Origin of the sequence: Ruegeria hyattellae, from assembly GCF_041537925.1 — a bacterium.
In the GTDB taxonomy this organism is placed as follows: Bacteria; Pseudomonadota; Alphaproteobacteria; order Rhodobacterales; family Rhodobacteraceae; genus Ruegeria_C.
Genome location: NZ_JBGOSH010000004.1, coordinates 125,773 through 150,504, shown reverse-complemented (window position 1 = coordinate 150,504; position 24,732 = coordinate 125,773). Strand labels below are relative to the sequence as shown.

The 24,732-nt window shown below is 63.0% G+C and carries 22 protein-coding genes; 3 read left to right on the top strand and 19 right to left on the bottom strand.

All coding sequences use genetic code 11. From position 1 onward, the window contains the following. Positions 1-86: 86 nt before the first annotated feature. The 15 genes from AB1E33_RS11520 to AB1E33_RS11450 all read right to left on the bottom strand — a co-directional run bounded on the left by AB1E33_RS11520 (position 87) and on the right by AB1E33_RS11450 (position 19,980). Positions 87-1,655 (bottom strand): SUMF1/EgtB/PvdO family nonheme iron enzyme, encoded by a 1,569-nt coding sequence (locus AB1E33_RS11520; RefSeq protein ID WP_372577424.1) that lies wholly within the window; start codon positions 1,653-1,655, stop codon positions 87-89. Further along, positions 1,652-2,848, bottom strand: a complete 1,197-nt coding sequence (locus tag AB1E33_RS11515) for an FtsX-like permease family protein (protein WP_372577423.1) — start codon at positions 2,846-2,848, stop codon at positions 1,652-1,654. The genes AB1E33_RS11520 and AB1E33_RS11515 overlap by 4 nt, the downstream gene beginning before the upstream one ends. After that, complete coding sequence (locus AB1E33_RS11510; protein ID WP_372577422.1) at positions 2,842-3,561, bottom strand: ABC transporter ATP-binding protein; 720 nt, start codon at positions 3,559-3,561, stop codon at positions 2,842-2,844. The genes AB1E33_RS11515 and AB1E33_RS11510 overlap by 7 nt, the downstream gene beginning before the upstream one ends. Beyond that, positions 3,558-5,471 (bottom strand): vWA domain-containing protein, encoded by a 1,914-nt coding sequence (locus AB1E33_RS11505; protein ID WP_372577421.1) that lies wholly within the window; start codon positions 5,469-5,471, stop codon positions 3,558-3,560. The genes AB1E33_RS11510 and AB1E33_RS11505 overlap by 4 nt, the downstream gene beginning before the upstream one ends. Continuing rightward, positions 5,455-6,441 (bottom strand): SEL1-like repeat protein, encoded by a 987-nt coding sequence (locus AB1E33_RS11500; RefSeq protein ID WP_372577420.1) that lies wholly within the window; start codon positions 6,439-6,441, stop codon positions 5,455-5,457. The genes AB1E33_RS11505 and AB1E33_RS11500 overlap by 17 nt, the downstream gene beginning before the upstream one ends. After that, positions 6,438-9,041, bottom strand: a complete 2,604-nt coding sequence (locus AB1E33_RS11495) for a virulence factor SrfC family protein (RefSeq protein ID WP_372577419.1) — start codon at positions 9,039-9,041, stop codon at positions 6,438-6,440. Before AB1E33_RS11495 ends, AB1E33_RS11500 begins: the two co-directional genes overlap by 4 nt. 9 nt (positions 9,042-9,050) lie before the next feature. Then, positions 9,051-12,125, bottom strand: a complete 3,075-nt coding sequence (locus AB1E33_RS11490; protein ID WP_372577418.1) for a virulence factor SrfB — start codon at positions 12,123-12,125, stop codon at positions 9,051-9,053. Positions 12,126-12,146: 21 nt separating this feature from the next. Next, a complete protein-coding gene (locus AB1E33_RS11485) occupies positions 12,147-13,064 on the bottom strand; it encodes a hypothetical protein (RefSeq protein ID WP_372577417.1) in 918 nt (305 codons plus the stop codon). A 6-nt stretch (positions 13,065-13,070) separates the two neighbouring features. After that, positions 13,071-14,744, bottom strand: coding sequence for a S1C family serine protease (locus AB1E33_RS11480; RefSeq protein WP_372577416.1), 1,674 nt, complete (start codon positions 14,742-14,744; stop codon positions 13,071-13,073). Positions 14,745-14,748: 4 nt separating this feature from the next. After that, a complete protein-coding gene (locus tag AB1E33_RS11475; protein ID WP_372577415.1) occupies positions 14,749-15,456 on the bottom strand; it encodes a hypothetical protein in 708 nt (235 codons plus the stop codon). A 156-nt stretch (positions 15,457-15,612) separates the two neighbouring features. Beyond that, positions 15,613-16,632 carry a diguanylate cyclase domain-containing protein gene (locus AB1E33_RS11470; protein WP_372577414.1) on the bottom strand — a complete coding sequence of 340 codons (1,020 nt, stop codon included), beginning with the start codon at positions 16,630-16,632 and terminating at the stop codon, positions 15,613-15,615. After that, complete coding sequence (locus AB1E33_RS11465) at positions 16,629-17,216, bottom strand: heme NO-binding domain-containing protein (RefSeq protein ID WP_372577413.1); 588 nt, start codon at positions 17,214-17,216, stop codon at positions 16,629-16,631. Before AB1E33_RS11465 ends, AB1E33_RS11470 begins: the two co-directional genes overlap by 4 nt. A gap of 88 nt (positions 17,217-17,304) precedes the next feature. Further along, on the bottom strand, positions 17,305-18,864 hold the full coding sequence (locus tag AB1E33_RS11460) for a trimethylamine methyltransferase family protein (protein ID WP_372577412.1): 1,560 nt from the start codon (positions 18,862-18,864) through the stop codon (positions 17,305-17,307). Positions 18,865-18,984: 120 nt separating this feature from the next. Further along, the gene (locus AB1E33_RS11455; RefSeq protein WP_372577411.1) at positions 18,985-19,674 is read right to left on the bottom strand and encodes an HAD family hydrolase; all 690 of its coding nucleotides are present in this window, start codon (positions 19,672-19,674) and stop codon (positions 18,985-18,987) included. A 21-nt stretch (positions 19,675-19,695) separates the two neighbouring features. After that, complete coding sequence (locus AB1E33_RS11450) at positions 19,696-19,980, bottom strand: DUF3572 domain-containing protein (RefSeq protein WP_372577410.1); 285 nt, start codon at positions 19,978-19,980, stop codon at positions 19,696-19,698. A 96-nt stretch (positions 19,981-20,076) separates the two neighbouring features. Here AB1E33_RS11450 and AB1E33_RS11445 point away from each other — a divergent pair, with 96 nt between their 5' ends. Next, positions 20,077-21,462: a diguanylate cyclase domain-containing protein gene (locus tag AB1E33_RS11445; RefSeq protein WP_372577409.1), complete on the top strand. Its 1,386-nt coding sequence runs from the start codon at positions 20,077-20,079 to the stop codon at positions 21,460-21,462. 2 nt (positions 21,463-21,464) lie between these two features. Here AB1E33_RS11445 and AB1E33_RS11440 read toward each other — a convergent pair whose 3' ends face one another. From AB1E33_RS11440 to AB1E33_RS11425, 4 genes are read right to left on the bottom strand one after another with little or no spacing between them, the layout of a single operon-like run. Continuing rightward, positions 21,465-21,938: a periplasmic heavy metal sensor gene (locus AB1E33_RS11440; RefSeq protein ID WP_372577408.1), complete on the bottom strand. Its 474-nt coding sequence runs from the start codon at positions 21,936-21,938 to the stop codon at positions 21,465-21,467. Next, positions 21,939-22,298, bottom strand: a complete 360-nt coding sequence (locus AB1E33_RS11435; RefSeq protein ID WP_372577407.1) for a hypothetical protein — start codon at positions 22,296-22,298, stop codon at positions 21,939-21,941. Further along, complete coding sequence (locus tag AB1E33_RS11430) at positions 22,291-22,905, bottom strand: RNA polymerase sigma factor (protein ID WP_372577406.1); 615 nt, start codon at positions 22,903-22,905, stop codon at positions 22,291-22,293. Before AB1E33_RS11430 ends, AB1E33_RS11435 begins: the two co-directional genes overlap by 8 nt. Before the next feature lie 5 nt (positions 22,906-22,910). Beyond that, the gene (locus tag AB1E33_RS11425) at positions 22,911-23,372 is read right to left on the bottom strand and encodes an EF-hand domain-containing protein (RefSeq protein ID WP_372577405.1); all 462 of its coding nucleotides are present in this window, start codon (positions 23,370-23,372) and stop codon (positions 22,911-22,913) included. A gap of 232 nt (positions 23,373-23,604) precedes the next feature. On the opposite strand from AB1E33_RS11425, the gene AB1E33_RS11420 reads away from it, so the two are divergent. Together AB1E33_RS11420 and AB1E33_RS11415 are read left to right on the top strand one after the other, a co-directional pair. Continuing rightward, positions 23,605-24,006: a DUF983 domain-containing protein gene (locus AB1E33_RS11420; protein WP_372577404.1), complete on the top strand. Its 402-nt coding sequence runs from the start codon at positions 23,605-23,607 to the stop codon at positions 24,004-24,006. A 22-nt stretch (positions 24,007-24,028) separates the two neighbouring features. Further along, the gene (locus AB1E33_RS11415; RefSeq protein WP_372577403.1) at positions 24,029-24,727 is read left to right on the top strand and encodes an NUDIX hydrolase; all 699 of its coding nucleotides are present in this window, start codon (positions 24,029-24,031) and stop codon (positions 24,725-24,727) included. Positions 24,728-24,732 lie beyond the last annotated feature (5 nt).

The following is a 24,732-nucleotide window of genomic DNA, read 5'->3' as shown; positions in this document are numbered from 1 at the left end:
TTGTCAAGTTTCAGCGCCTTTTCGCTGTCCGATTGCCGGTAAAAGTGAACTTGGGTTACGGATCGTGTCAAAAACGACGGACTGTTTCAGTTCAGCGCGAGGTTCATCAGGGCCTGCTGGCTCATATCGGGTGTTTGCGCATAAACGCCCAGATCGTCCGAGAATCTGTCCAATGCGCCCGCAAGACGGGTCTGCCCGGCCTGTGTCAGGTCCTGCTCCAGCACCATGCGCAGCCGCTCTGTTTCGTCTGGTGCATAATCCGTCGCCAATGTGTCCAGCGCGGTCTGATAGGACAACAGATAGAACTGGCGCTGGCGCCGCATCTGCTTGATCTCTTCGACATGGCCGCGCAATTGCCGTTCCATCAGACCGCTGCCACCGCCGGTGCGCTGCAGTTCGACCAGCATCCGAATGCTCGCCGCCTTGGCGTCGATCTGGGCGGCACTATCACGCAACGCCTCGACAAACACCGCGCCTGACAGTAGCGCCGCGCGCGCCGACTGGTCCAGCGCAGTCTGGATGCGATCGCGGTTCTGGCGTAGCTCAAGTTGCAAGGCATCCAGTTCCTGTTGCCGCTTGGTGTCCGGTTCCGCCCGGATCAGGTCCGAAAGGGTGCGGTCCGGATCGCCCTGCGCATCGTCGCCCTCTGCGGCCAATGCGCGCCAACTGTCCTCGATCTCGCCCAGCCGCGCCTGAGATGTCGAGACATGCGCACCGATCACCAGCCGCAGACCAAAGGTCTCGCCACGCAGGGGTCGCCCGGTGCGGGTGTCATGCGGCGGATACTCGGTCCGTTGCGCCGAATAGAGATCGCCCGCGCTGGACAGGACAGAACCGCCCCTCGTCACCACACCGCCCACCTGACCATGGGCGCGACCGGCGGCGTTCATCCGATAGGGTTCCAGCATCAGTTCCTCGGCATTGCCGTAGACATCATAAAGCCCCAGCGGGTTGGGCTTTCGCAACCCGACCGGCCCAAGCCGCCCGCGCGCCCCGCCACCCTGATAGAAGGCATGCTCCCGCGGATCGCTATCGGTGAAATAGCGCGGATCGGAAAACGCGCTCGGGTCTGCCTTGGCGCCACCGCGCGTTGCGTATTCCCACTCGGCTTCGGTCGGCAGGCGCAGGAAGCCGGACGCATCGCCGCTGCGCGGTAAACTATCGGGCGCGTTGCGATAGAGCCATGCGGTATAGTTCTGCGCCAGCGTCACCGCGTCAAACCAGCTGAACCCGCCGCGCGCGATACGGTCGGCACGCCCCCCGTCGCTGCAATCACCTTGCAGCGCGCGAAACTGGCCCTGCGTCAGCTCATAACGCGAGATGTAATAATGCGTGCTGGAGGGGTCGTCGCTGAACGGGCCACGCAGAAACGCCGTGCGCAGATAATCGGAATACCCCGCCCTTTCTGAGGATTGCCCCAACCGCACCCGCCGGTCGGCCAGCGGATCGGCGGCATCCAGCGGCACCACCACTTTCTGAAACGCCATCGACCCGCCGCAGGGCATCGGCAAGAGCAGATCGGCAGGCGCCTGACCCGCGCCGGGGTCATATAGCTCTATCTCCCACCCACCTGTTTCAGGTGTGGACTGCGGCGTGGTTTGCGCCATGGCCGGTGTTGCGGCAAGCCAAGCCAACGCCAAGATGCGCCCAATCATGAAACCTCCCGCAGAACCAACGCCGGGTCCGACCGCTGCGCACGCCAAGCGGCGATTGCGGCGGCAAGCGCCACAACGACAAATACCGCAAGTGAGATCATCAGGGCCTGCCCCATCGAGATCACCGACAGGCTGCGACCGCCCGGCAGCCCCTGCCCAAACCAAAGCTGCGCCATACGGCCAGCGATCCCATATAGCAGGAACGACAGCACCAGGCCAAGCGCCGCCGCAACCAGCGCCTGCACCACCGGGAACAGCGCCAGTTGGCGGCGGGTCAGCCCAAGCATCGCAAGGCTGGCCAGCACCCGCCGCTTACGCGCCACCTCGGACCAGAAGCTGAGCGTCAGCGCGGCGGCCAGACCCAGCGCTGCGATCCCCGCCGTCAAGCTCAATGCAAGGGTCAGGTTGCGCCCCAGCCGCAGCAGCGAAGTGACATCGGCGGTGCGGGCATGGGTGGTCACGCCAAGTTGATCCTCGATCCGGGCCTGCAGTCCTGGCAACGTCTCAAGGTCACGGGCATAAATCCGCGCGCCTGAATAGGCCGGGACCCGCCCGGCGATATCCTTGCCCGCCTCGATCCCGTGATCGGGCAAGGCATAGGCATCGTAAAAGGCCTCGATCAGGTCCAGCGTCTCAAACGGGACAAGAACCGCGCGACCGCCCAGCGCACGGTCCTCCAGCACCAGCCCCACTCGCATATCCAGCACCAGCTGCCTCGGCCGCCCTTCAGCCTGGCTGATCAGCTGAACGGAGGCACCGGGCGCAAGCTCCAACTGCCGCGCCAGCAGCGCGCTCACTGCAACGTTGCTGTTGTCGAGCCGTGCCCCCGCCGGCAGCGTCGGATCGCCTGTGCCCGAGGGCACGATCACCGCCTGCCGGATACGCCGACCGCTACTCTGGCGGACATTCATATAGTCAAACTGTGTGCGCACCTTGGGGGTCATGAAGGCGATCTCGGTCCAGCCGCGCAAGGGCGCGAGATCGTCCTCGCTCAGCGTCACATTGCCCGCTGTGTCGATCTGCAGATAGGCGGGGTTTTCCATCATTTCGCCGATCAGGGCAGAATAGACGCCGTTCTTGACGCCGAACAGCACCAGAAGCGGCACCAGAATACCCACCAGCAAGGCGCAATTGCAGAACAGATAGAACCGCTCGCGCCAGAGATCCTTGAAGGCCAGCCAGGTGATCAGCATGGAGCGGCCTCCAACCTTGTGGTGAAGGGCCTGTCCTTTGCGGGTTCAAGCCGCCGCATCTCGATCCCGAAACGGGCGATCCGGTCGGTATCGTGCGAGGACAGCAGCAGCCCTGCGCCAGTATCACGGGCCACCTCCAGCAACAGCGCCAATACCTGATCGGCGCTTTGCGCATCCAGCGCGGCGGTCGGCTCATCCGCGATCACAAAGGCGGGGCGATGGGCCAGCGAGCGGGCAATTGCCACCCGCTGACGTTGACCGATGGACAGCGCGTCAGGCAAGAGCGTGCGCAGATCGGCGAGGCCCAACCGCTCGATCAGTTCGGCGCACCACACGGCATCGGGCCGGTCACAGATCCGCTGCGGCAGGGCGATGTTGTCACTAACGTCAAGAAACGGCAGCAAGCCGCCAGTCTGGGGCACAAATCCAAACAACGTCGCCCGCATCAGCGGCAGCTCATCACCATCCGCCCCGCGCGACCAGAGCGCGGCCAGATCATTGCCCGCAGCCGCATAGAGCGTTTCCTTGGCAGGCGGGCGTAGCAGGCCGAGAACCTCAAGGATCAGCGTCTTGCCCGAACCGCTGGCCCCGGACAGGGCGATCACCCCGCCGGGCGGAAGATCAAGCGCGTCGATCTCGACCCGGAACACGCGGTCGATATCCGCAACCTCGATGGCACCATTGCGAACGGTCAGCCCGCCCTCAGCGATCATGGCAGGACATCAAACGGCATGGCAAAGACATGCTCACCATCCGGGGCATCGTCCGAAAGCGCCGTCCAAACAGCGGGGTCCAGCAGCCATTTGCGGTATTGCGTCAGCTTTTGCCGCATCCCGTCCAGGATCTGCCGCCGGATCATCGCGCTTTGCTGCCATCGGGCCGGTGTGGTCAGCATGAGTTGGCTTTCATAGGGCAGGTCTTCGAGAAATTCCAATGCCCCGCCAAGGGTTTCCGCGTCGGTGTTCACCAGCCGATCCGGGTTGCGTGCCATCCGCGCCACTACATCGCGGACCTGCGCAAAGAAGGTGTCGGCATCCTCGGCATTGCGGCTCTGCTCGCCCAGTTCCAGCAATTGTTCCAGCAGATCGGCCATCGTCGCCATCTCGTTCTTGGTAACTAGCAAACGCGGCTCGATGGCCAGACGGGTTGGATCTTCGACCGCCTTTTCCGACACCCAGCCTTCGATCACATCCGGGGCTTGCCGGTCCTTCAGACGCCCGAGATAGGCCAGTTGCATCGCCAACCCCAGATTGGCCACCTTGCCCGCCTCATCCGGGCTGAGCAGCGGTTTTTCGTCGCGCGCCACGCGGATGACATCAGTCAGCGCGGTGACAAGCTGCGTCACCTCCTGCTCAAACGCGGCCTCGGAGCCATCGGCAATGCCATAGTAAAAGGTCTCGTCATTGAAGCGCGAGAGCTGGCGGTATTGGTTTTCGGCATAAGCATGTTGCGCCGCGCCCCCGGCAGGTGTCTGCAGATGCAGGGTCATAACGGCAACGCCCTTGTCCTGCGCCGCACGCTGCAATTCGGCGGGGCCAATCCCGGAGCGAGCGTTAGGGTCGCGGGCATCCTTCGGCCCGGCATCGGTGATCAGTACCACGATCCGCGCATCGAATGGATCGCCATCGCTCCCTGACCAGTTGGTGCCTTCCAGAGCATCTTCGACCCCGGCCAAACTGTCCTCGTTGAATCCGGGCGAGTTGACGCGGGCCACATTGGACGCCGCACGGATGGTCGAGACGACCTGCGTCTGATCATCACGCCGTTCTAGCGGCAGAAGCGTTCTGGTGCGATATTCAAGGCCCGGGGCAGCCGCATCATTGTCGCGAAATGCTACAACGCCGAACTGCACGCGCGAGCCAACCTCGGTGCCTTGAATATCACCGATGATCTTTGCGACCGCCGCCTGCGTGCGCTGGATATAGGGGTCCATCGAACTGGTGGTATCAAGGACAAACACGATGCCCGCATCGAAATTATCGGCGATCATGCCCGCCTGCGCGCCATCTTCGCGCAGCGGCACCGAGGCGACCTGCATCAGCAGGTTATCCTCGTAATTCAGCGGGTGCAGGTCCTGGGTGAAATCGAGGATCGGCATCAGGTAAAGCCGTTCAACGATGTTGATATATTCCTCGGGCTCTGCTGCCACCACACCGCGCTCAGGCGCAAGCGCACCTTCAGACACTTCGCGCAGGATCTGCGCCTGTTCGGACTGCAGTGCGTCGTTTTCCATCAGGTCGCGTAGGCGCTCTTCGCTGTCGAACATCACCTGCCGTTGCCGACCCGCAGCGTTGGTGAAAGCGGCGACAATATTCTGTTTCCATTCCACCGCCTGATCGGCGCGCAGCCAACCGTCAGGCCCCTCGGAAATCGAACGGCCCACTTGGTACCAGCCGGGCTGAGTGGCATAGACATAAAGCGGCTGAAAGGCGGGATATTGGCGGAGAACACCGCCATCTGGTTCCGAGAATTGCAGGGCGCCCGGACGGGTCAAAACCCGCTGATAGACAGTCTTTCGCCCCTCAGCCAGCAAGGGCCGATCTGCCGCCGAGACACTGGACGGGGTCGTCAGCATCATTGCGAAGCCAAGGGCGATTGCGGCGGATTTAACGGCAGAAATCATCAAATGCCCCCTTTTCCAGCGTCAGCGAGGACCCGTCGAGCCGCGCACAGGTTGCGTCAAGCCGCGCCTGAGCCTCACCTGAGCCCGCCGCCACCGCTCCGGCGTAGTATTCCGCCGCCTGTGCCGGATCATCGGCAAATGTGAGCCCGGTCAGGTTCTCGATCCGCGGGGCAAGTTCGTCGCCGTCATAAAGCGTACCGAACAGTGTCAGCGCCTCCGGGTTGCCCTGTTTGGCGGCGGTCTCAATCAGGGTCAGAGCCGCATCGGGCGATACATCCGATCCGCAGTCTCGCACCGCCGCAATCTGTGCATCGAACCCGCCCAGTGCCCGAAGCGCGGGCAAGGCACAGGCAGAGCCGCTGGTCTCGGCGACCGGCGTCAGGCCCTCCGGTGTGATCGAGTCACTCTCTTCGGACAGCATATACCACGCCGCCGCGCCCGCCGCACAGAGCAGCAATAGCACGCCCAGCCAGAGCGCATAACCGCGCCGTTTCGGCGGAGTTTCCACTGATTCAACTGAGGCAATTTCCGTTTCTGGTTCAACAGGTTCTGGCGGCAATTTCACCTGGACCGGCTCCACGACCGGTTGCGCGCGCGTGGTGACCCGCAACGCCCCCGGCACCGCTTTTTCCGTGCGCGGCGCAACACTGTCAGGCCAAATCGCCTCGTACTGCTTGCCGTCGATCCGGAACCGCAGTGCGGTGTATTCCTCCAGCCGGTTCACCACTTCGGGTCCCAGCCGCAACCAGTCGGCCCCGTCATGGCGGAAGATGTCGAACGGGCCAAGCTCCTGCATTTGCGGCTGCCAGTTCGGCTCCTCTGCTACCCCCGCATACGGATGCAGCCAGCGCCCGGAATAGGCATCCTGCACCGCCACGCGCACCTGATCCGGCATCGATTCGCCGGGCAGTTCCAGAAAGGCAAACCCGCCCGAGGGGTTCTGGGGGTCCGGGTGGACTTTGATCCTCATCCGCCCTGCCCGTTCAATGCGCCGAGAATGCGGCCCAGCGCCAGATTCTGATCCACATCGACCTGCCCGCCCAGACCGTCCTTGGCATTGGCGACAAACATTGCATCCAGGCCAAAGACCCAGTCGGTCCAGAAACTCTGCGCTGTCGGACGCGGCTGCTGCGGCAAATCATCGGCGCTATCCGACGGTGCCGGCGTCACGAAGATCGCGCGCTCGCTACCATCACTGTTTTGCACCTTGGGCCTGTCGGCCTCGGCCACATCCTGCATGCCTAGGGTCGAGACAAAACCATTGATCGCTTCAGCCCCCAGAATCGAGGCCGGTTGCGCCTGTTTCTCAACCGTCAGTCCAAAATTCACCTCACGCAAAATGTCCGCTGTGCGGTCGCTCAGATCGGTGCGTCGTGCCGCCTGGATCAGTTCAGCCACCAGATCACCCGATGTGCCTTCACCGATCCCATAGGCCCGAAGCCGCATCGCATCGCTGCGCAGCGCCTTCATGCCTTCGATCCAGGCCTCCAACGCGGTTTCTGCCTGAAACTGCTCCAGGGTCATGGTGCGGATGCCGTCTGGTGTGCCCTGCGAGCGCTGCGTCGGACGGCCCGGGCGTTGCAGGCCAGCGCTGCCGCCTTCGGCCGCGTTCACCGCGTTTGTGATGCGGATCGAACTGGGTACCCGGCTGATCCGGCCTTCGATCTCTTCCTGATCGACCATCAGGGCCGAAACCAGCGCGCCAAAGCGGTGTCGAGACAGAACCTGTTCCAGATCGTCGATGACGCGCGCAGCGGCATCTTGTTTCTCGGCAATGCGCTTTTCCACATCATCCGAGACATGGAACGGGGCCATGGCGCGCGCGAGCTCATCTATGACTTGCCGCAACTGCGCCCTGATCTGCACCAACTTGCTGTCGGGTTTACACACCTTCTCAATATGTTGCGCGAGGTAGTTCACCCCGCCATCGTTAAGCGATAGCGCCGCATCCCAAGCCGCCTCGGGTGACGCGAAGTGCCGCTGCACCGACGGCGCCTGTACACAGCCTGAGCGCAGCTCGGCCAACCGCGCCTCTTTTTCGGGGCGCAGGCGTAGCTCGCGGCGGTCTTCGTCATAGTCGATCAGCCCGTCGACATAATAGTTCGGATTGCGCAACCAGAAGCAGTTGTCAAAGCTCTGGCCCGTCTGCCATTCGCTGACCCACGGGTCACTGCCCTTGCCGAATTTCTCCAACAGTGAGGCCTGCATTCGCCGGTCGAACCGGGTCTCGTCCCCGCCCTCTGCCGCGCTGTCCGACAGATGCTTGTCGAACTTGGTCAGCACCATGAACAGCACGCAATCCGCCGCCCGCCGGGCCTCGGGCGTCGGGCCATGGGTCTTGGCGATCCAGTTCTGCACCAACCCTGGCAGATCCACCGTTTCCATGTTGCTGTCCGGAATACACAGCAGCATTGAAGTGATTTCCTGATCCTCGACATAGCGATCGAAGAGATAGGCCACCTTGCCCCGCAAGAGCAGTTCGGGAAGCAAATTATCAGGGCTTTCAAAGGCTTTCGATAGGTCTTGTTCGAAGCGGTTCCGTGCGCCGGGGAAATCCAGCAGATCGGTATCCGCAAACATTTGCGACGGCAGGTCGCGCATCGGCAGCACCAGTTCGGCTGCCAACCCGCAAATGACCGAACGTGGCAGCGTTGCCTGCCGCCCCTGTTCGGTGGTCACGCTGAGTGGCGTACCATCTGCCGCCCCGCTTAGCGTTTTGACGTCGATGATCGAGGCCTCGCGCGGCACCAGCGCATCCAGCCCGGCATAGACCTGCGCCGCATGATCGAGCTGCGCCAGCGCATCGGCAAGGGTCAGGTAGAGCTCGGAAAACGGCGCATGACCGCCCCAAAGCAGCGACAGAAACGCGGCCCGGTCCACACGCGACAGGCCCGGCAGGATTTGCGCGGCCTCTTCCCAGAGTGGGCGCAGCGCGGTGGCATAGGCCTCTCGCCCGAAATGGCTGTCGACATATTCGGCGATCTCATGCACGTCATCCTCATCCAGTCCCGGCTGTACCGTGCCTGCGCGCGGTTTGAACTGATCGAGATGCGCCGCGATATCGCCCGGTTCCGGGACCGGTTCGGACCGGTCGCCATCCATGAAGAATGAATTGATCATTGTGCGGGCGATGTCTGCCTCAGAGAGCAGATTCAACCGGATCGGAAAGCCCGCGGGGCTGGGCGCGCGTTCCATGGTGAACCGCGTCACCAGACCGGTGCTTTCCCCTTCGCCCTCGGGGTTGATCTGGCGGATGTAATCCAGCTGACCGTCCGACCCCTCGAAATCCGCCACCAGACGCCCGTTCTCGGGTCGGGCCAGCACCGAGACCAGAAAGGATTTGCCCGCCTGGCTGGGGCCGAACACGCTGACCGACATGCGGGTCCGCGCCGACCGGCTCAACCGCCGCGAACGCCGCGCCGATTGTCGCATCAACCGGATCAGCGACCGCGCCTCGGCCCCCAGCAGATCACCATTGCCGGGGTCCTGCACCCAGGTCAGCGCCTCGCCGCAGACCGAGGCGATACGGGCGCATTCCTGTGCAAGCTGTTCCTGTACGTCTGTGCTCATCTTCTCAACCTACAGCCGGAAAAGTCCGGTATCGATCCAATATTCATCCTCGAACCCCAGCGTATGAAGGCGCAGATGCACCTCGCCCGGCTTCATGCTGTCGCCTTCGGCGTCCTCAACCTCAGTGACCGAGAACGCCTCGCGCATGGCTTCGCGCCTCAATACGGTGTCGGAGGTTTCCACATCGCTGTCCCCGTCAAACTCTGTGCGCTCAAACGTGACATTCAAGGGTGCCCGGCCCTGCGCCGACTGGGTCGCGAAATCCAGCCGATAGAGCGGTGTCGTCGTCCAGCGTTCCAGCGGCAACTGCCGCGCGCCCAGATGGATCGGCGTATACATCTTCACGCTTGCCTCAAGATCCTGCGCTGATTTACCCGCGTCCAGATCAACCTCAGAAAACAACACGCGATCTGCCAGAATTTGCCCCGATGTATCCATTTCACCGATATAGCGGGCGGTGGAGCGCATGCGGAAGGCTCCGGTCATCACTTTGAAGTTAGGGATGCGTGCCTCGCTGAGCGCGATCAGCATGCCACCCACTGCGACCGTGGATTTCGGATCGCCGATGCGCTGGGTCACCGGATCGCGGAACGGGTACCATCGCCCGGTCTTGTAGCTGTGCATCGGGATCAGCCTGTGCGGCGGCACTACCATCATCTCCTGCAGGATCGCGCGTACCGCAGGCAGGCGCGATGGACGCCCGGTGATCAGCACCACGTCGACACCCAGATGCGCGATCACCTCGCCCATATTGCCCAGCGCCTTTTGCAGCACCTCGCGGGCGATGGCATCCACCTCGTCCCGGCTGAAGGACAGTACCACATCGCGCAGATGGAACTCCTCAGCGCCAAGCGTTCGGGCGGGTTGTTCGATATAGTCGGTCAGCACATCCGGCAGGCTGGCATCACCGCTGTCCGACAGTGGCAGGATATCGGCAATCGTCAGATCGAGCGGGGCAAACTCATCTGCGGTCTCACAGGCCTCCAGAATAGCCACAGCCAGCGGCATCAGCACGCGCAGCGCAAATTGCCGCCGTTTCTGGATGCTCTGCTGATCGAGGCCACCGGTATCGCCCGCGAATAACTCTCGGATCTTCTCGGCGGCGTAGCGCCCGCCGCTCACCTCGATCGCCGTTTGCAGTCCCGGCAGGATGATCGAGGCGATGACCCGTTGCAACAACTCGTCACCGGCCACGCGGAACCCCTCGCGGAAAGTCTGGCGCGGGTGCAGCACACGCCCCGCCTCGCCCCAATAGGTGGTGACCATCAGGTCGGTTGTGCCGCCACCGATGTCAATGGAGGCCAAACGCAACGACGGCGTCGGATCAGCCCCGTCGGAGCGCGCGCGCGGGCGGCCTTTGAGCTCAAGGAACCGGTCGATTCGGCCATCGAATTTTTGGGTGAGTTCTGAATAGAGATAGACAAGCTGCGTGCAGCTGGCCTCGTCCCATTCCACGATCAGTTCGGGGGGCTGCGAGATCGCGCTTTCGCCCGAGCTTAGCCCCATCAGCGACCACACCAGCGATAGCGCACCCTTGGCCTTGGACCGGATTATCGCCTGTTCCTGCGCGGTGGTCGCGGTGGGCAGGGTCAGTATGATCCGGTCAAGGCGGCGCGGCAGTTCCGATTGCGCCCGCCGCGCCCGGCTTGCGGGCGCGTTCACTTGGATCAGCGCATGGGCGATGATCTCGGCCAGCATGAAGCCGAAGAGCGAGGCGCGCGCAAACCGGGGCCGGATCGCCGGGTTGGTTTGCGATTTGCCGCGCGGGCGCAGCCGGGCCTTTTCATCGGCGGCGATCTGTTCCAGCACATCGCCGTTTTCATTTAGAAACCGCATCCCCGCCCGCAGCGATTTCGGCAGGTTGTTGGGATCGGAGTGGTGATGGAACCGCCAGTCCTGCTGCAAGGGCGTGTCATCCCAGAGATAGCGTTTGGGACTCGAAAGACCCGAGGCCGTCTCGGTCCCCTCCTCGCCTGCGACGAGCCGCAGCGCCTCGGGTCCGGTACGCACGAAGCTGGGCCAGATGAAGGCGTTGCGTCGGCCCGAGCGGCTGGCAAAGCGTTCGTCGCCCATGCGGAACTCGGAGAACTCCACTCGGCTTTCGAAGAGGCCCGAATAGGTCCGCTCGGGCTGCGACAGGTCGCGGACTTCCAGAGGATATGATCGCGCCAGATCCAGCCGCGTCTCGCCCGGGAACCGCTCTATCAGGATGCCGCAGGTACGCGAATTGCCCACATCCAGCACCAGTTCCACATCCACCGGCGTCATCCCGTCGCGCTGCGAGACGGTGTTGGCCAGCCGCAGACGTGGCACGCTAACCGCATGATTGACCAGCCGCAGAAACGCAAGATAGCGCGCCCAATGCTCGAATTTGTGTGGCAGCGTGTCAGGGGTGATCCGCCTGCCGGGCCGTTCTGCGCGCTTGAAGGCGATAAACGCCTCCTCCAGCCAGTCGGACACCCACTTCTGCAGATCAAGCGCCTGCCCGTCGCCGTCGCTGTCCAACCGGCGCAGGAACCAGTCCATATGCGCAGGATCGGACACGAAGCGGAACTCGCGGGATTTCTCGGCATCCGCGCGCTCGGGCGCCAGATAGCGGTCCGCCTGTGCGGCCTCGATCAAGGCGGTATCGATGGCCAGTTGCACGCGATGGGTATTGCCGCCTTCGCCCTCGGGGCTGTCCAGTTCCACCACCCGCATCCGCGCCCAGGTCGAGGGGCCGGGATCGAAGCGTTCCTCGCCACCCGGGCCACGATCCGTCTTGATGCGCAGCACCGGCACCGGCACCCATTTCGACAGAAATGGTTCTAACGCAGCTATGGGACGCACCGAATAGGAGTCGTCATCGTCGCGTGCGGCCTCTTCTATCGCCTCATCGGTCTCGGCGTCGCCGGTGAGCGGCATCAACGCCCATTCCTCATTGGCGTCATCGCCGCCGACCTGACGTTCGATGAACCGCGCGTTCTTGACCTCGACCTGATCCAAACGGAATCCGAAATCGAGAATTTGCACGCCCGAATAGGGCACAAGCGTCACCTCGTCGCGCCAATCGACCAACCGGGCTAGGTGTTCACTGCTTTGCATTCACGTCTCTCAATTCGGGCTTCAATTCGGCGCTTCGGGCACAGTGTAGGACGCATCCTCCAGCCCTGCCAAGCGCTTGATTTTCTGGATGAGATTTGGCAACAGCCCGCCTTCTTCCTCGGGCTGCGGCGCGGCGGGTTCCGCAGGGGCCTCAGCGGGGGCAATCGGCACCACCGGCCTGCAGGCGCGGTCAGTCAACGCGATCTCATGCTGCAGGCGTGCGACACGGTCGCCCAGCACCTGATACTCGGAATAGGCCGCCGACAGTTCCGCTGTCTCTTCATGGCAATGATCTGGGCCAAACGGGCTCAGCCCGCAAGGGTGGATCATCAAATAGAGGATCAGCGCCAACAGGGCCGCCAGCAGCAGCCAGCCCAGCAGGATCAACCACCACCAGACCGGGCTGGTCCAGACGCTGGCCACCGGGCCGGATTGCACCGCGCTGAGCGGTTGCGCGCGCGGCACCATTTTGGTCAGCACCCCGCGCACAGCCATCCGCTCGCCGCTGACCCAGGCCCAATGCACCAGCACCGGGTGATCGCCATCAGCGCTGCGGATCACGTGGATCATGTCCTCGGACGGGATTTCCACCGCGTTGCGCAACGCCTCGCCCAAGCGGCGCTCGTCCGAGCCCGGCCCGGCCTCCAGCGTCTCCGCTTCAGACAGAATTGCGGCAATCATTTCGCCCAGCCGCGCCTTGAGCGCGTCCTGCTCTTCAGCCGCGAGATCAGACAGGCGCAACGGCTGCCCTGCCATCGGCGCGTGCCAGTCGATGCGGTCGCCATGGGGCGTGCTGACCGGCTCGGCCAGTAGATAGGCATAGTCTGCCCCCAGTCGTTGCCGCAACGCGCCGGTCACCAGCTCATAAGAGCGTTGCGCCGCCGTACCCAGCGGTTGCAGCCCTTCCGAGGTGGTGGTTGTGAGCAGTGCTTCAAACACCCGACATTACTCCTCTGTCGGGATCGATTGGGCGATTTGCGGGCGGACCTGCGGCGCGCAGACCTCCTCGGTCAGCACCGGCTGCGCCGGCGTGCCTTGCAGGAACTCCAGCACATCCGGCACTGCCAGCGCGTAGCTGCGGTTTTGTAACGGCCCCTTGCGCACGAAACTGTTGATCCCCACAACCCGCCCGCACATATCCACCAGCGGACCACCGGAATTGCCAGTGCTAAGCGGTGCGGAATGCATCAGGACATTGGTGTCCGGCGCCAGTTGCTGTTCAGTGTTCACGATCCCATCGGTCACGGTCAGTGCCGGCACAGCGCTCGCGTCACCGCGCATCAGCCCGGCGAAATCGAGGTCCAGTTCCAGAACGTCTCCGGGAAAACCCGCCGCAATCACGTTGCTCAGGCGCAGCGACGATGGCGGTTGATGAAAGGTGAAGCCGGGCAGATCACTTGCCTCGATCTGCAACAGCGCGAAATCGTCGCCGGTTTCGGCCAGCGGGCCGGAGGCCTTGACAACGGTGGCCGCCTGAGGCTCGGGCAAGGCCTTACCAATCACCACAACACGCGTATCAGCGCCAAGGTCGATGACATGCTGGTTTGTCAGGATATGACCGTCACCGATGGAAAAACCCGACCCTGCCGCAACGCCGGAGGGTCCCTCGGCCAGAACCAGAACAGTGCGGTTGTCGAGATGGCTAACCAGATCGTCGGGCTGGTCGGGCGCCTCGGGGTTGGGCACCAGAACGCGGTCGGCCTTGTTGGGCAGCAGCGCATCGGGGGCGGCTTCGGCCTGTTCGGGGAATGCGGTGCCCTCGGCGGGCGGCAGCAAGCCTTCGGGTGTCAGGCCACCGGGCAGGATCAGCACACCATCGGCGCGACAAATCGCACCGTCCAGCGCGGTTTCCAGCGAAGCGATGCGCTCACGCAGGCTGGCGTTAAGCGCGTTTTGCGCTTCCAGCGTCCCGGCCTCGGTTATGCGCGGCGGCTCTTTCGGCAACAATCTTGTGCCCGGCTGCAAGAGCCAGAACAGCACCGCCGCAGCGATCAGCAACAGCACGAGCAACGGCACCCAAGCCAATGGGGACAGGCGGGTCCGGGGCGCGGAGTCATCGATCGGAGGCTGTGCCGCCACCGGCGCTACAGCAACCGCAGGCGCGACTGAGGGTTTCGGGGCAGCTGTGGGCAGGCGCATGAAACGGCCCAATGTGGCTTCAAAATGCGCAGGCCGCGCTGCCGCGCTGGCCCCGCGCCCGTCGGGCATCAGTCCCCAGTTCACGATGAAGGGGCGGCCATCCGCCACCATCACATCTTCTGCCCCGAAAGTGGTCAGCGCGCCCCAGGCCAGACCGCTCTGCGCCGGATCTTCGGCCAGCGTCCGCAGCGGTCGCAGATGGTCGGACAGATAGGCCGAGATCCGGTCTTGCTCGGCGGGGCTCAACCGGCTGAGCGGCTGTGCCTCTCCGGTCGCATCGGCATACCAGGCAACGGTCGGTGCAGCCTCGTCATTGCCGCGGCTGATCAGCGGCTCGGCGAACAAACACGCCACTTCTGGCCCCGCCCGTTCCGACAGCAGCACTTGCAATTCGGCGTGACGCTCCAGCACCGGCACGTCACCCGCCCGCACGAAATCGTCCGGGGCCACGCGGATCTTGGACAGGAACTGATTGGCCATGAGGTTACCTCCGCGCCCGCCGCAGCGTTGCAGAGCTGCGGCCGTTGGTTTCCGGTTGATAGGTATCGCAATTTGCGTTGCCGCGATTGTCGATGCTGCAATTTATGTCGCGGCGGAAAATGGACGAGCCGTTGTCGCATTGCAGGTTACCCGGCTCGCGCATTGTCAGGCGGCCATTGCCAGGCAACCGCCCGGACAGACGCCCCTCGCAGCGGATCCCACCGGTCGAGCGCATCACCTGCGTACCGTTGCCGTTGCGGTCGAAACAGATGCGCCAATAGCGGAACCGTTCGATCTTGCCGGTGTTGATTTCGCGCACCGCATAATCCGATGACAGCTCCCAGCAGCCCTCCATCACCGAGATGTCCTTGTTGTCGAACGCGTCCGGGTCCAGCCCGCTGGGGGTCTTGGGTTTCGGCGGTGGCGGTGGCGGAGGGGGTGGCGGCGGCGGCGGAGGGGGCGGCGGATCTGCCTTGCAGTAATAGAGCGCCAGCTCGTGTTCCAATTGTTTCACCCGCGCGATCAGATCAGCATTGGTGACGTCACTCCGGGCCAGATCAGCCCGGAGACGTTCAGACGCGGGGTCTTCGCAGAACGAGATCACGCGGTCGGAAAACGGCAGGCGAACACCACACGATTGCAGAAGCAACGTGGCAGAGACACCAATCAGGGTGACAAGCACGAAGGCGAAAGCCGCAACGAGAAACCGCATAATCACCCAGGCGCCCGTCCCTGTTGGGGTGCGATGCGCCTCCTAACCACTTTCGGCGAGTTTATGACGCAGGCTTCGCGGGCCGCAAGCCCCCGTCTTTGTGCGCGCATACAGGGTCGTGAAAATCCGCCGGTCCGATTGCGGTGCAATGCCGGGTCAATTGATGCAGTCCGGGGGTTCCGGGGCACAGGGCAAAGGCGGCGCGATCATCGACGGGTCAAAGAATCGGTGCCCGGCGCGACCGCCATGCTTGGCCGCATAAAGTGCTAGATCGGCGGCATGCAGCAGTTCGCCCGCCTCGACCCCCGTCAGTTGGTCGGACAGCACGGTGCCCATGCTGCCGGAAATGCGGCATTCCTCTGCATTATAACCGATAGGAGTTTCCAGACGTTCGATCAGCCGTCTCGCGATCGTGTCCAGCTTATGTCGGTCCCGCAGCTTGGGAAAGACAATCACGAACTCATCCCCGCCAACCCGCGCCACGGTGTCGTCGCTGCGGGTCACGTCCACCATGATACGCGCGACCTGTTGCAGCACGTGATCGCCCGCAGCATGGCCCAACGTGTCGTTGACGGTTTTGAAATAGTCCAGATCCACATGCATCAGCGCAAACGGCACTGCCGCGCCCAGATAGCGATGCAGGATCAGGTCCAGCGCGCGGCGATTCTTCAGGCCGGTCAGCGTGTCGGAGAACGCCTGTTCCTCGGCGGCGATCTTGGCGCCCTGAAGCCGGGCATTGAGATTGCGCGACGCCTCCATGGCGGCTGATTTCGCCTCGATCAAGTAGAGCAGTTCAATCGCCAGATCGGTATGCGCGAAGTCAGCCCCGCTGAGCCCGTAATCGCCCACCGCATCCAAAAGCGAGATACCAAACGACATGTTCACCACCGCCCCCTCTCCCAGCGGTGCAAGACTGGCCTTCAGCGCGGTCTGCGGATCGTCGCGGAAGCGCAGGTGCAGCCGCCCTTCGGACACGGTTAGCAGTTCCTCCATCGACATGACGCGGCGCGGGCGCAAAACCTCGAACAGGTCCAGAAACCGCGCGCCCAGCAAGCTGCTGCCCGGGCGCAGCTTGCGGATTGTGGCACCGGCCTCTGTCACATGCCCGGTGGCGTTCAGTGTCAGATGCATCGGACAAAGCCGCCCCAACATTTCTCCAAGCTCGGCCTCGGTCATCCCGCGCGCGCCCCCAATTCGAAACTGCGCCCTTCGGCAAAAGAGCTTTCGATCAAGGTGATCTCGATGATCTCGGCATTGCCCGTCACCCCCTTGTGATCGAGGATCGCCAATGCGCCATAATCATCTGCCATGGCACGCAGCACACCGGTCATGACATCGGCATAGCCCGGCAGACCCGGCTGGCAAGTCAGCGTATAATGGCCAAGCGCGTACTCGCGCAATTCCAACCCGGGCAGCGTCAGGTCGGACACCGCCATGCGTGCCCGGTCGGGCAGATCGTCCAGCGAATGCAGGAATTCCACATAGGTTACCCCACCGAATCGCAACAGGCGCCGCAGAGATTCGGTATTGGGGTTCGAGACCAGATATGTTCCAAGATCTTCCAACAGGTCGCGCCGGTTGCGGCCCAGATCGCGCACGATCTCAACCAGCAGCTTGTCGGTACAGTTGTTTTCATAGACCAGCATCGGTTCGAATTCGACAAACCCGAGCTCGGCGGCTTCGGTCACCCGCAGCCAGCATTCGCGGCCAAAACTGTGGCACACGAAGGATTGGATCGCCCTGTTTATAAGCCCATGCATGACCTCACCCCAATCTGCGTCGGCACAGTGTCGCGCCGAAAGGATTAAGAAAGTCCCAACATGCCAGGGTGATCAAAAAATATTCGGGTCAGAAATCAGTGGGCGCGCCGCCTTCGGCCTTTCTGCGTGCCACGAAATCGGCCAACTCGTCACGGATGCCCGCATCCATGGCCGGGGCCTCGAACGCGCCGATGATCTCTTTGAACATGTGATGGGCACGCTCCGCCGTCCAGATTGCGCCTGCCTCTTCCCAAGCTTCGAAGTTGCGCCAATCGCTCAGATAGGGTTGGTAGAAGGCTGTGCTATAGCGGTCCTGAGTGTGTTGAATGCCAAAGAAATGACCGTCATTTCCGACTTCGCTAATCGCCTCCAGCGCGATGTCCTGAGGCGTTGTCGCGGTTACAGAAGGCTCCATATAGCGCTGAATATGCTGTAGAATCTCGCAATCCATGATGAACTTCTCGGGGCTGGCGATCAGCCCGCCCTCAAGCCATCCGGCCGCGTGATAGACCATGTTGGTGCCCGATTGCACCGCCGCCCAGAGCGAATTCGAGGTCTCCCACATCGCCTGACCATCAGGCACATTTGCGGCGCAGACGCCCGAGGACCGCATCGGCAAGCCGTAGAACCGCGCCATCTGTCCGGTCATCTGGGTGGAGCGCATATATTCCGGCGTGCCAAAGGCAGGCGCGCCCGATTTCATGTCAACATTGGACGTGAAGGTCCCGATAACACAGGGAATTCCCGGCCTGACATACTGAAATAGTGCGATCGCGCAAAGCGCCTCGGCCAGCGATTGCGCCACTGCACCCGCCATCGTGACAGGCGCCATCGCACCGGCCAGCGTGAAGGGCGTCACCACAATCGCCTGTCCCCGCCGCGCCAGCCGGAGGCAACCATCGATCATCGGGTAGTCGTGCTTGAGCGGCGAGGTCGAGTTGATGTTGGTATACATGCGCGGCGAAGCTTCGAACTCTTCATCGCTCAAGCCCCCGGCGATGCGCACCATCTCCATCACGTCTTCGACCCGTTCTTTGCCCAGCGAATAGGCGTGCATCACCTTGTCGCTGAGCGTCAGTTTGTCATAGAGCACATCCAGATGCCGGACCGAGGCATGGATATCGACCGGCTCCACCGGATACCCGCCCGCGAAGTGGATGCAGTTGAAATATTGCGTCAGCTTCAACAGGTTCCGGCATTGCTCGCGATTGCCCGAGACCTTCTTGCCAATCTCCATATCCCAGTAATTCGGCGGCGAAGAGACATTGCCAAACAACATGGCATTGCCCCCCACCGTCAACTGGCGGTCGGGATTGCGCGGAGTGAGCGTGAACTGGCTGGGGGCCTTGCCCACCATCTCCATGACGAAATCACGGCCCATCCGCACCACGTCACCCTCGACCGAGCACCCGGCCTCGCGCAGGATGCCCAGTGCTTCTTCGTTCAGGAAGACAACTCCGATTTCTTCGAGGATGCGCATCGCGCCGTCATGGATGGCCTCGATGCCTTCGGGGCCAAGCGGTTCGACGGGTCGGTCGATATTGACCGGGATGCGCCAGGGCATCTGCTCGATGACCGCTGATCCCCGCCGGGCGGCGGCACCGGCACGGCCTCCGCCCCGTTTCCTGCGTGTGGCGCTCTGGTTCATGGCACATCTCCCTTCGCTTCTTTCGAGGAAGCCTCAGATGCGCCGCGCGCTGCCGCTCTGTCCGCGACCTGTAACGTCGCTTTTCAATCCTTTACCGGCGGTTTTGCGAGTTGAGGCGCGCTAGAGACCCAGCCAGGCCGGGATTTCGCCGATATTGTTCAGGACCACATCCGCATGAGGGGCAAGTTCTTGCACTGGCGCCGGGCCAGTCAGCACGCCCACGGTCCGCATCCCCGCGGCGCGGCCCGCGATCAGGTCATGAGTGCTGTCGCCGACCATGGCGACATGTTCGGGCGCGACGTCGACATAAGTGGCGAAGGCAAGCAACTGCCCAGGTTCGGGCTTGGCCCCATGGCCGCTGTCCGACCCCGCAATAAAATCGAACCGGTCCTGCACCCCGGCCCCGCCCAGGTGCACGCGTGCAGGCGCTTCGGCGTCGTTGGTGGCAACGCCAAGCTTGATACCCTGGCCACGCAGGTGATCGAGAAACGGGATCAGCGGCACCGCCTCGGCCTGCGGGGCCTTGGAGGCCTCATGATTCAGCATGTCGATGAGTTCGGGCTTGGTCATGCCGGGTATGGAAGGCGCGAGCACCTCGACGATTTCTGCGGGCGTTCCCGCAATCACGATGCTGTCGGGGTGGTAACGACGGGCGTGCAGGTCAAAGCCGATCACTTCACCCAGCTGCGCCGCGCGAGTATGGTCACCCTCTGCCAGCTTCATCATAAGGGCACAGGCAAAGGTCTCCCACGTGGTGGCGAAGTCAAACAGGGTTCCGTCCTTGTCAAACAGAATGGCGTCGATCTGCATCAGGGTCTCCGGTTTGGTGGGTCAGGTCCAGTGCATCCCGGCCTCGCCCGCTAGGGCAGCACGGGCCTGCATCGGTTGGTCATAGGGAACGGTGTTGGCATCACAAAAGGCAACGATCCAGGCATCGTCCATCATCAGGAAATCCAGCACCGAGAGCAGAAACTCAGAATCTCCGGCGCTTGCGCGCAGTTGCGCCTCATCTGCGCCGGTCGATCCCAGAAAGATCGGCAGCAACTCGTCATTTCCGACCAGCCAGGTCAGCGCGCGCAGCGCCAGCGTCTCGGCTGCAGGGGCGGAAAAGGTCATCGAGCCTCCGGTCTTTACGGCTACGGAAAGGGATTCTTAACCAGTTTCTTAAACAAATCGGAAGGAATGAAAAGCACTTGTCGATAGGATGCTTCGATGCAGGGAACGATTTTGATACTGGACGGCGTGTCCACCAACCGGATCATGCTGAAGGTTCAGTTGTCGGCCGCATGGTATCATGTGGTACAGGCCGCAACGCTTGAAGGCGTGATGCCGCTGATCCACCGCACGCATCCCGACCTGATCATCTCGGCGATGGACCTGCCCGATGGCGATGCGCTGGGGCTCCACCGAATGCTGCAGGCTGAAAGCGGCACCGCCAACATTCCGATGATCGCGATCGCGCGCCAGAATGATCGCGGCGCAAAGCTGCGGGCGCTGGCGGCGGGCATACACGATGTACTGTGCCAGCCCTGCAATGACGTGATCCTGCTGGCCCGTATCCGCAGCCTGATCCGTATCCATGGCAATCTGGGCGAGTTGCAGCGCCAATCCGCGTCGCAAGCGGTGGGGTTCGACGAAGCGCCCAGCCCCTTTGCCCCGGCAGAGCGGACCGCCTCGGTCGCAGTGATCGCGCAAAGCTGCGGCACCGGAGCGGTCTGGCGCACGCAACTGCGCGAGCAGGTGGGCCACCGGCTGGATCTTGTCACCTGCAACGGGCTTCATGGCCTGCCCGGTCAGGCCGCGCCGGATGCGCTCATTGTGGAGCTTTCGGAAGGAGCGGCAGGCCTGCGCCTGCTGGCTGATCTGCGCGCGCGTGGGTTGACCCGCAACGCCGCCGTGATCGCGGTGCCCAAACTGCCCAGCACCCAGCGCGCTGCAACCGCGCTGGATCTGGGGGCCGATGACGTGTTGATTGGCGGGTTCTGCGCCCGTGAGGTTGCGCTGCGGCTGGAGACGCTGTTGCGCCGCAAGGCCCGCGCCGACCGCTACCGCGACAGCGTGCAGGCAGGGTTGAGGGCGGCAACACGGGATTCGATGACCGGGCTTTATAATCGCCGATATGCCCTGCCCGCTTTGGGCCGGCTGCTGCGCGGGCCCAAGACACCCGATGCGGGTTTTGCCGTGATGATGGTCGATCTCGATCACTTCAAAGCGATCAACGACACCTATGGACATGCGGCAGGCGACGCGGTGCTGATCGAAACCGCCCACCGCCTGCGCAGCAACCTGCGCGCGCAGGACCTAATTGCCCGGATCGGGGGCGAGGAATTCATGGTCGCGTTGCCCAACACGCCCCGCGAGGATGCGGACCGTGTTGCGGCGCGCCTGTGCCGACAGATCAACGCGCAGCCCTTCAAGGTGGGTGCTGGCAACGCCCCCATCCTGGTCACGGCCAGCATCGGTGTCGTGGTGGGCGAGCCCGAGAACACGGCATCGGGACAAAGTGATATCGACCGCCTGATCGCGCAGGCCGACAAGGCGCTTTATGACGCCAAACATGCGGGGCGAAACTGTTACATGCTGCAGCAGGCCGGCTGAGGTTACTTCTTGCTACCCTTTTTGCGCCCGCGCTGTGCCAGCTCTTCCAACCTTTCTGCATAGACCTGCCGCTCGGCATCATCCATGGTCAGAACCTGCTCGATCCAGGCGTTCTGCATCGCCATGAAAACCGCGCTGCGGGCCTCGGCCTGTTCGCTGATCACCAAACGCAACGCCTGCGGATCAAACGGATCGGCATCCAGCATGGCAATCACCGCCTTCAGGTCCGCGCCCTTGGCGCCCTGCCGGGCTTTGTGCAACTCACGCGTCTGCGTGCGCAGTGTCTTGCGGTCGTCATCGGGCAAGGCCCGGTAGAGCATGGATCCCACCGTTTTTGGCATCGGGCGCTTGTGATCATGCCCGCCAAAGCGCAGCATCGCGCCAACGGCCAACCCCGCAACCGCCAGGTTCAAGGCCAGCGAGACGCCAAGCAGCAGTTTGACCCAGGTCCGGGTTCTGTAGACGGTTTCGGCCATTTACCCCTCCTCCAGCGTGACATCATTGAAGGCAAAGCTCTGAAACAGCTCCAGATCTTCCTCCTGCTGAAACACCATGCCGGCGGGATCCGGCAGGAATTCCGGCGGTGCCAGACCGATCCAGACCCCGGCGGCGCTGGCCGCAGCAAGCCCGCCCAGCCCGGCCCAACCGCCAAGCAAGGACTGTATCTGATCCCAAAGACCGGGGCGGGTTCGAATCGGTTCGGCTTGTGTCAGATGATCCTGCTGAATGCGGACCGCATCCGCCATCATGAGCGTAGCCAGGCCATCGGGCATTTCGTCCCGCGAGTTGCGCGCGTCGGCAAACAGGGCCTCCAGTTCCTTGTCATCTTCAGTCATCGCCATATCCCAATTCCGCACGCCGGTCGGCCAAGGCCTTGGCAAGTGCTCTTTTGCCCCGGGCAGTCAGACTTTCGACCGCCTCGACGCTGATGTCCATGATCCCCGCGATCTCGGGGTTCGACAGCTCTTCGATATGCCGCAATACAACCGCCTCGCGCTGCCTGTCGGGCAGTAGCATCAGGGCGGCCTGCAAGGCGTCATGTCGGGCCGCGTCCTGTAGCCTGTCAGCCGGGCCCGGCGCGCTGTCTTCAGGCTCAGGCACCGCGTCGATATCCAGCGGTTTCTTGCGACGCTTGATGTCAAGGCAAAGGTTCAGCGTCACCCGATAGAGCCAGGTCGACACCTTGGCCTGCCCCTGTTGCCAGTCCGGGGCCATGCGCCAGAGCCGGATCATCGTTTCTTGTGCCACATCCTCGGCCTCGGCCCGATTGCCCAATACTCGCAGCGCCACCGCATAGGTCCGGGGGCCGAGCCGATTGGTTAGCTCGACCACCGCCTGCCTGTCGCCCTTGGCGAACATCACAAGCAGGGTATCGTCGCTGAGCCCGGTCACGGTCGAGATGTCACCGGACCCAGCCGAAGATATCACCGGCAGGTCTTCCACACGGATCAGTTCTGTTGCGCGTCACCGTGCTTGTGCTTGCCGTGCTTCCTGCCCATCTTGTGGCCCGCATCCGCGAATTCCTGCTGCGAGATAGTGCCATCGTCATTGGCGTCCATCCGATCGAACATCTTGGCCGGATCACGCCGCTTGGGCAGCTCGTCCTGGCTGAGTTGACCATCGCCGTTGGCGTCGCGACGTTCAAGCATCTTTGCCGCCTTCTCATTGGCTTTTGCCTGCCCTGCGGCCTGCAACTCTTCGAGGCTCAGCATGCCGCTGCCATCGGTGTCGACCGAAGTGAACCGCTGCTCCTGCCAGGCCTGCACCTCTTCGATGGTGACCTGACCGTTGCCATCGGCATCCAGCACCTCGAAGGCAACGCCCTTGCCCGGCCCTTTGGCCATTGCGCTGCTTGCGGCGATTGCCGTCGCCAGAACAACAACCCCACCGATAAAGCCTGCATGTTTCATCCTGATCTTCCTTTTCTTGTGCGACGGCCCGCTGCCGCCGATCATGTAGGTCAAACGCAGGCCAAACTGAAATCCGTCGCGGACTGGACAAACTTTTTCCAGACACCCCGCGCGCGTGTTAAGATGCCCGGGCCTGTCACCTTTTGCGACATGGGGACGCAAGACAGATCTAGACCCTTTTCTGTCGCGCCGTTTCAGGGCAATAGGGCGGGTGATTTGCATTGAGGGCACCATGACCGATCAAGCCATTGAAGCGACCCAACCCGTATCAGATCGTCCCACCTGGCCTGCGCTGGCCAAGGGGTTCCGTCGCAAATGTCCGCGCTGCGGCAAGGGGTCGCTGCTGTTCAAATATCTCAAGGTGCATGATACCTGCGGCGAATGCGGTCAGGATTTCTATCACCACCGCGCCGATGACGGGCCCGCCTATCTGACCATTCTGCTGGTCGGTCACCTGATGGCCCCGGCGCTGCACGTGACCTTCGTGCAATGGCGTCCAGAACCTCTGACGCTGTTTTTGATATTTGCGGTTGGTTGCCTGGCGCTCTCGCTCTACCTTCTGCCCAGACTGAAGGGCGCGGTTGTCGCCTATCAATGGGCGCGGCGCATGCACGGTTTCGGGCAGGCAGACTGAGCCCCGCAAGACAGGCTGGGGCATGAGCGAAGACAAGACAGCAATCCGGAACGCCGCGACCGTCATCGTATTGCGGGATCGTGAGACGAACCCATCGGTGCTGATGGGGCAGCGCGGGGCCAAGGCGGCCTTCATGCCCAACAAGTTCGTTTTTCCCGGTGGTGCGGTGGATGCCGCTGACCGTGAAATCGCGCTAGCCGCGCCGCTGCCCACGCTGTGCCGTGACCGTCTGACGGAAGATGTGCCCGAAGATATCGGCAGCGCCCTTGCTGTCGCCGCGATCCGTGAACTGTGGGAGGAAACCGGCCTGATCCTGGGCCAGCCCGGCACGTGGAACGGACCGGTGCCCGACGATTGGCAGGATTACGCCGCGACCAAGCACCTGCCCTCGGCACAAGGTCTGCAGTTCGTCTTTCGCGCCATTACACCGCCCGGTCGCCCGCGCCGCTTTGACGCGCGGTTTTTCTTGATCGACGCGGCCCACATCATCGGTGATCCCGACGATTTCTCGCGCGCCTCGGACGAGCTGTCGCATCTGCAATGGATCCCGCTGAGCGAGGTGCGAACATTCGACCTGCCCTTCATTACTGAGGTGGTCTTGGCCGAGATCACCGAGCGGACGCAGGACATGACCCCGCCCGCCTCGGTTCCGTTCTTTCGCAATGATGACGAGCAGAGCCTGTTCCTGCGTCTGCGTGGGCACCATATGACCGACGACTGAACCGG

Bases quoted from the DNA above. Each gene is read 5' to 3' on its own strand.
- AB1E33_RS11465 (WP_372577413.1), bottom strand. From the start codon at position 17,216: ATGCATGGGCTTATAAACAGGGCGATCCAATCCTTCGTGTGCCACAGT.
- AB1E33_RS11435 (WP_372577407.1), bottom strand. From the start codon at position 22,298: ATGACTGAAGATGACAAGGAACTGGAGGCCCTGTTTGCCGACGCGCGC.
- AB1E33_RS11470 (WP_372577414.1), bottom strand. From the start codon at position 16,632: ATGACCGAGGCCGAGCTTGGAGAAATGTTGGGGCGGCTTTGTCCGATG.
- AB1E33_RS11415 (WP_372577403.1), top strand. From the start codon at position 24,029: ATGAGCGAAGACAAGACAGCAATCCGGAACGCCGCGACCGTCATCGTA.
- AB1E33_RS11450 (WP_372577410.1), bottom strand. From the start codon at position 19,980: ATGACCTTTTCCGCCCCTGCAGCCGAGACGCTGGCGCTGCGCGCGCTG.
- AB1E33_RS11460 (WP_372577412.1), bottom strand. From the start codon at position 18,864: ATGAACCAGAGCGCCACACGCAGGAAACGGGGCGGAGGCCGTGCCGGT.
- AB1E33_RS11505 (WP_372577421.1), bottom strand. From the start codon at position 5,471: ATGATTTCTGCCGTTAAATCCGCCGCAATCGCCCTTGGCTTCGCAATG.
- AB1E33_RS11475 (WP_372577415.1), bottom strand. From the start codon at position 15,456: ATGCGGTTTCTCGTTGCGGCTTTCGCCTTCGTGCTTGTCACCCTGATT.
- AB1E33_RS11495 (WP_372577419.1), bottom strand. From the start codon at position 9,041: ATGAGCACAGACGTACAGGAACAGCTTGCACAGGAATGCGCCCGTATC.
- AB1E33_RS11445 (WP_372577409.1), top strand. From the start codon at position 20,077: ATGCAGGGAACGATTTTGATACTGGACGGCGTGTCCACCAACCGGATC.
- AB1E33_RS11515 (WP_372577423.1), bottom strand. From the start codon at position 2,848: ATGCTGATCACCTGGCTGGCCTTCAAGGATCTCTGGCGCGAGCGGTTC.
- AB1E33_RS11510 (WP_372577422.1), bottom strand. From the start codon at position 3,561: ATGATCGCTGAGGGCGGGCTGACCGTTCGCAATGGTGCCATCGAGGTT.
- AB1E33_RS11520 (WP_372577424.1), bottom strand. From the start codon at position 1,655: ATGATTGGGCGCATCTTGGCGTTGGCTTGGCTTGCCGCAACACCGGCC.
- AB1E33_RS11420 (WP_372577404.1), top strand. From the start codon at position 23,605: ATGACCGATCAAGCCATTGAAGCGACCCAACCCGTATCAGATCGTCCC.
- AB1E33_RS11455 (WP_372577411.1), bottom strand. From the start codon at position 19,674: ATGCAGATCGACGCCATTCTGTTTGACAAGGACGGAACCCTGTTTGAC.
- AB1E33_RS11480 (WP_372577416.1), bottom strand. From the start codon at position 14,744: ATGGCCAATCAGTTCCTGTCCAAGATCCGCGTGGCCCCGGACGATTTC.
- AB1E33_RS11500 (WP_372577420.1), bottom strand. From the start codon at position 6,441: ATGAGGATCAAAGTCCACCCGGACCCCCAGAACCCCTCGGGCGGGTTT.
- AB1E33_RS11440 (WP_372577408.1), bottom strand. From the start codon at position 21,938: ATGGCCGAAACCGTCTACAGAACCCGGACCTGGGTCAAACTGCTGCTT.
- AB1E33_RS11490 (WP_372577418.1), bottom strand. From the start codon at position 12,125: ATGCAAAGCAGTGAACACCTAGCCCGGTTGGTCGATTGGCGCGACGAG.
- AB1E33_RS11425 (WP_372577405.1), bottom strand. From the start codon at position 23,372: ATGAAACATGCAGGCTTTATCGGTGGGGTTGTTGTTCTGGCGACGGCA.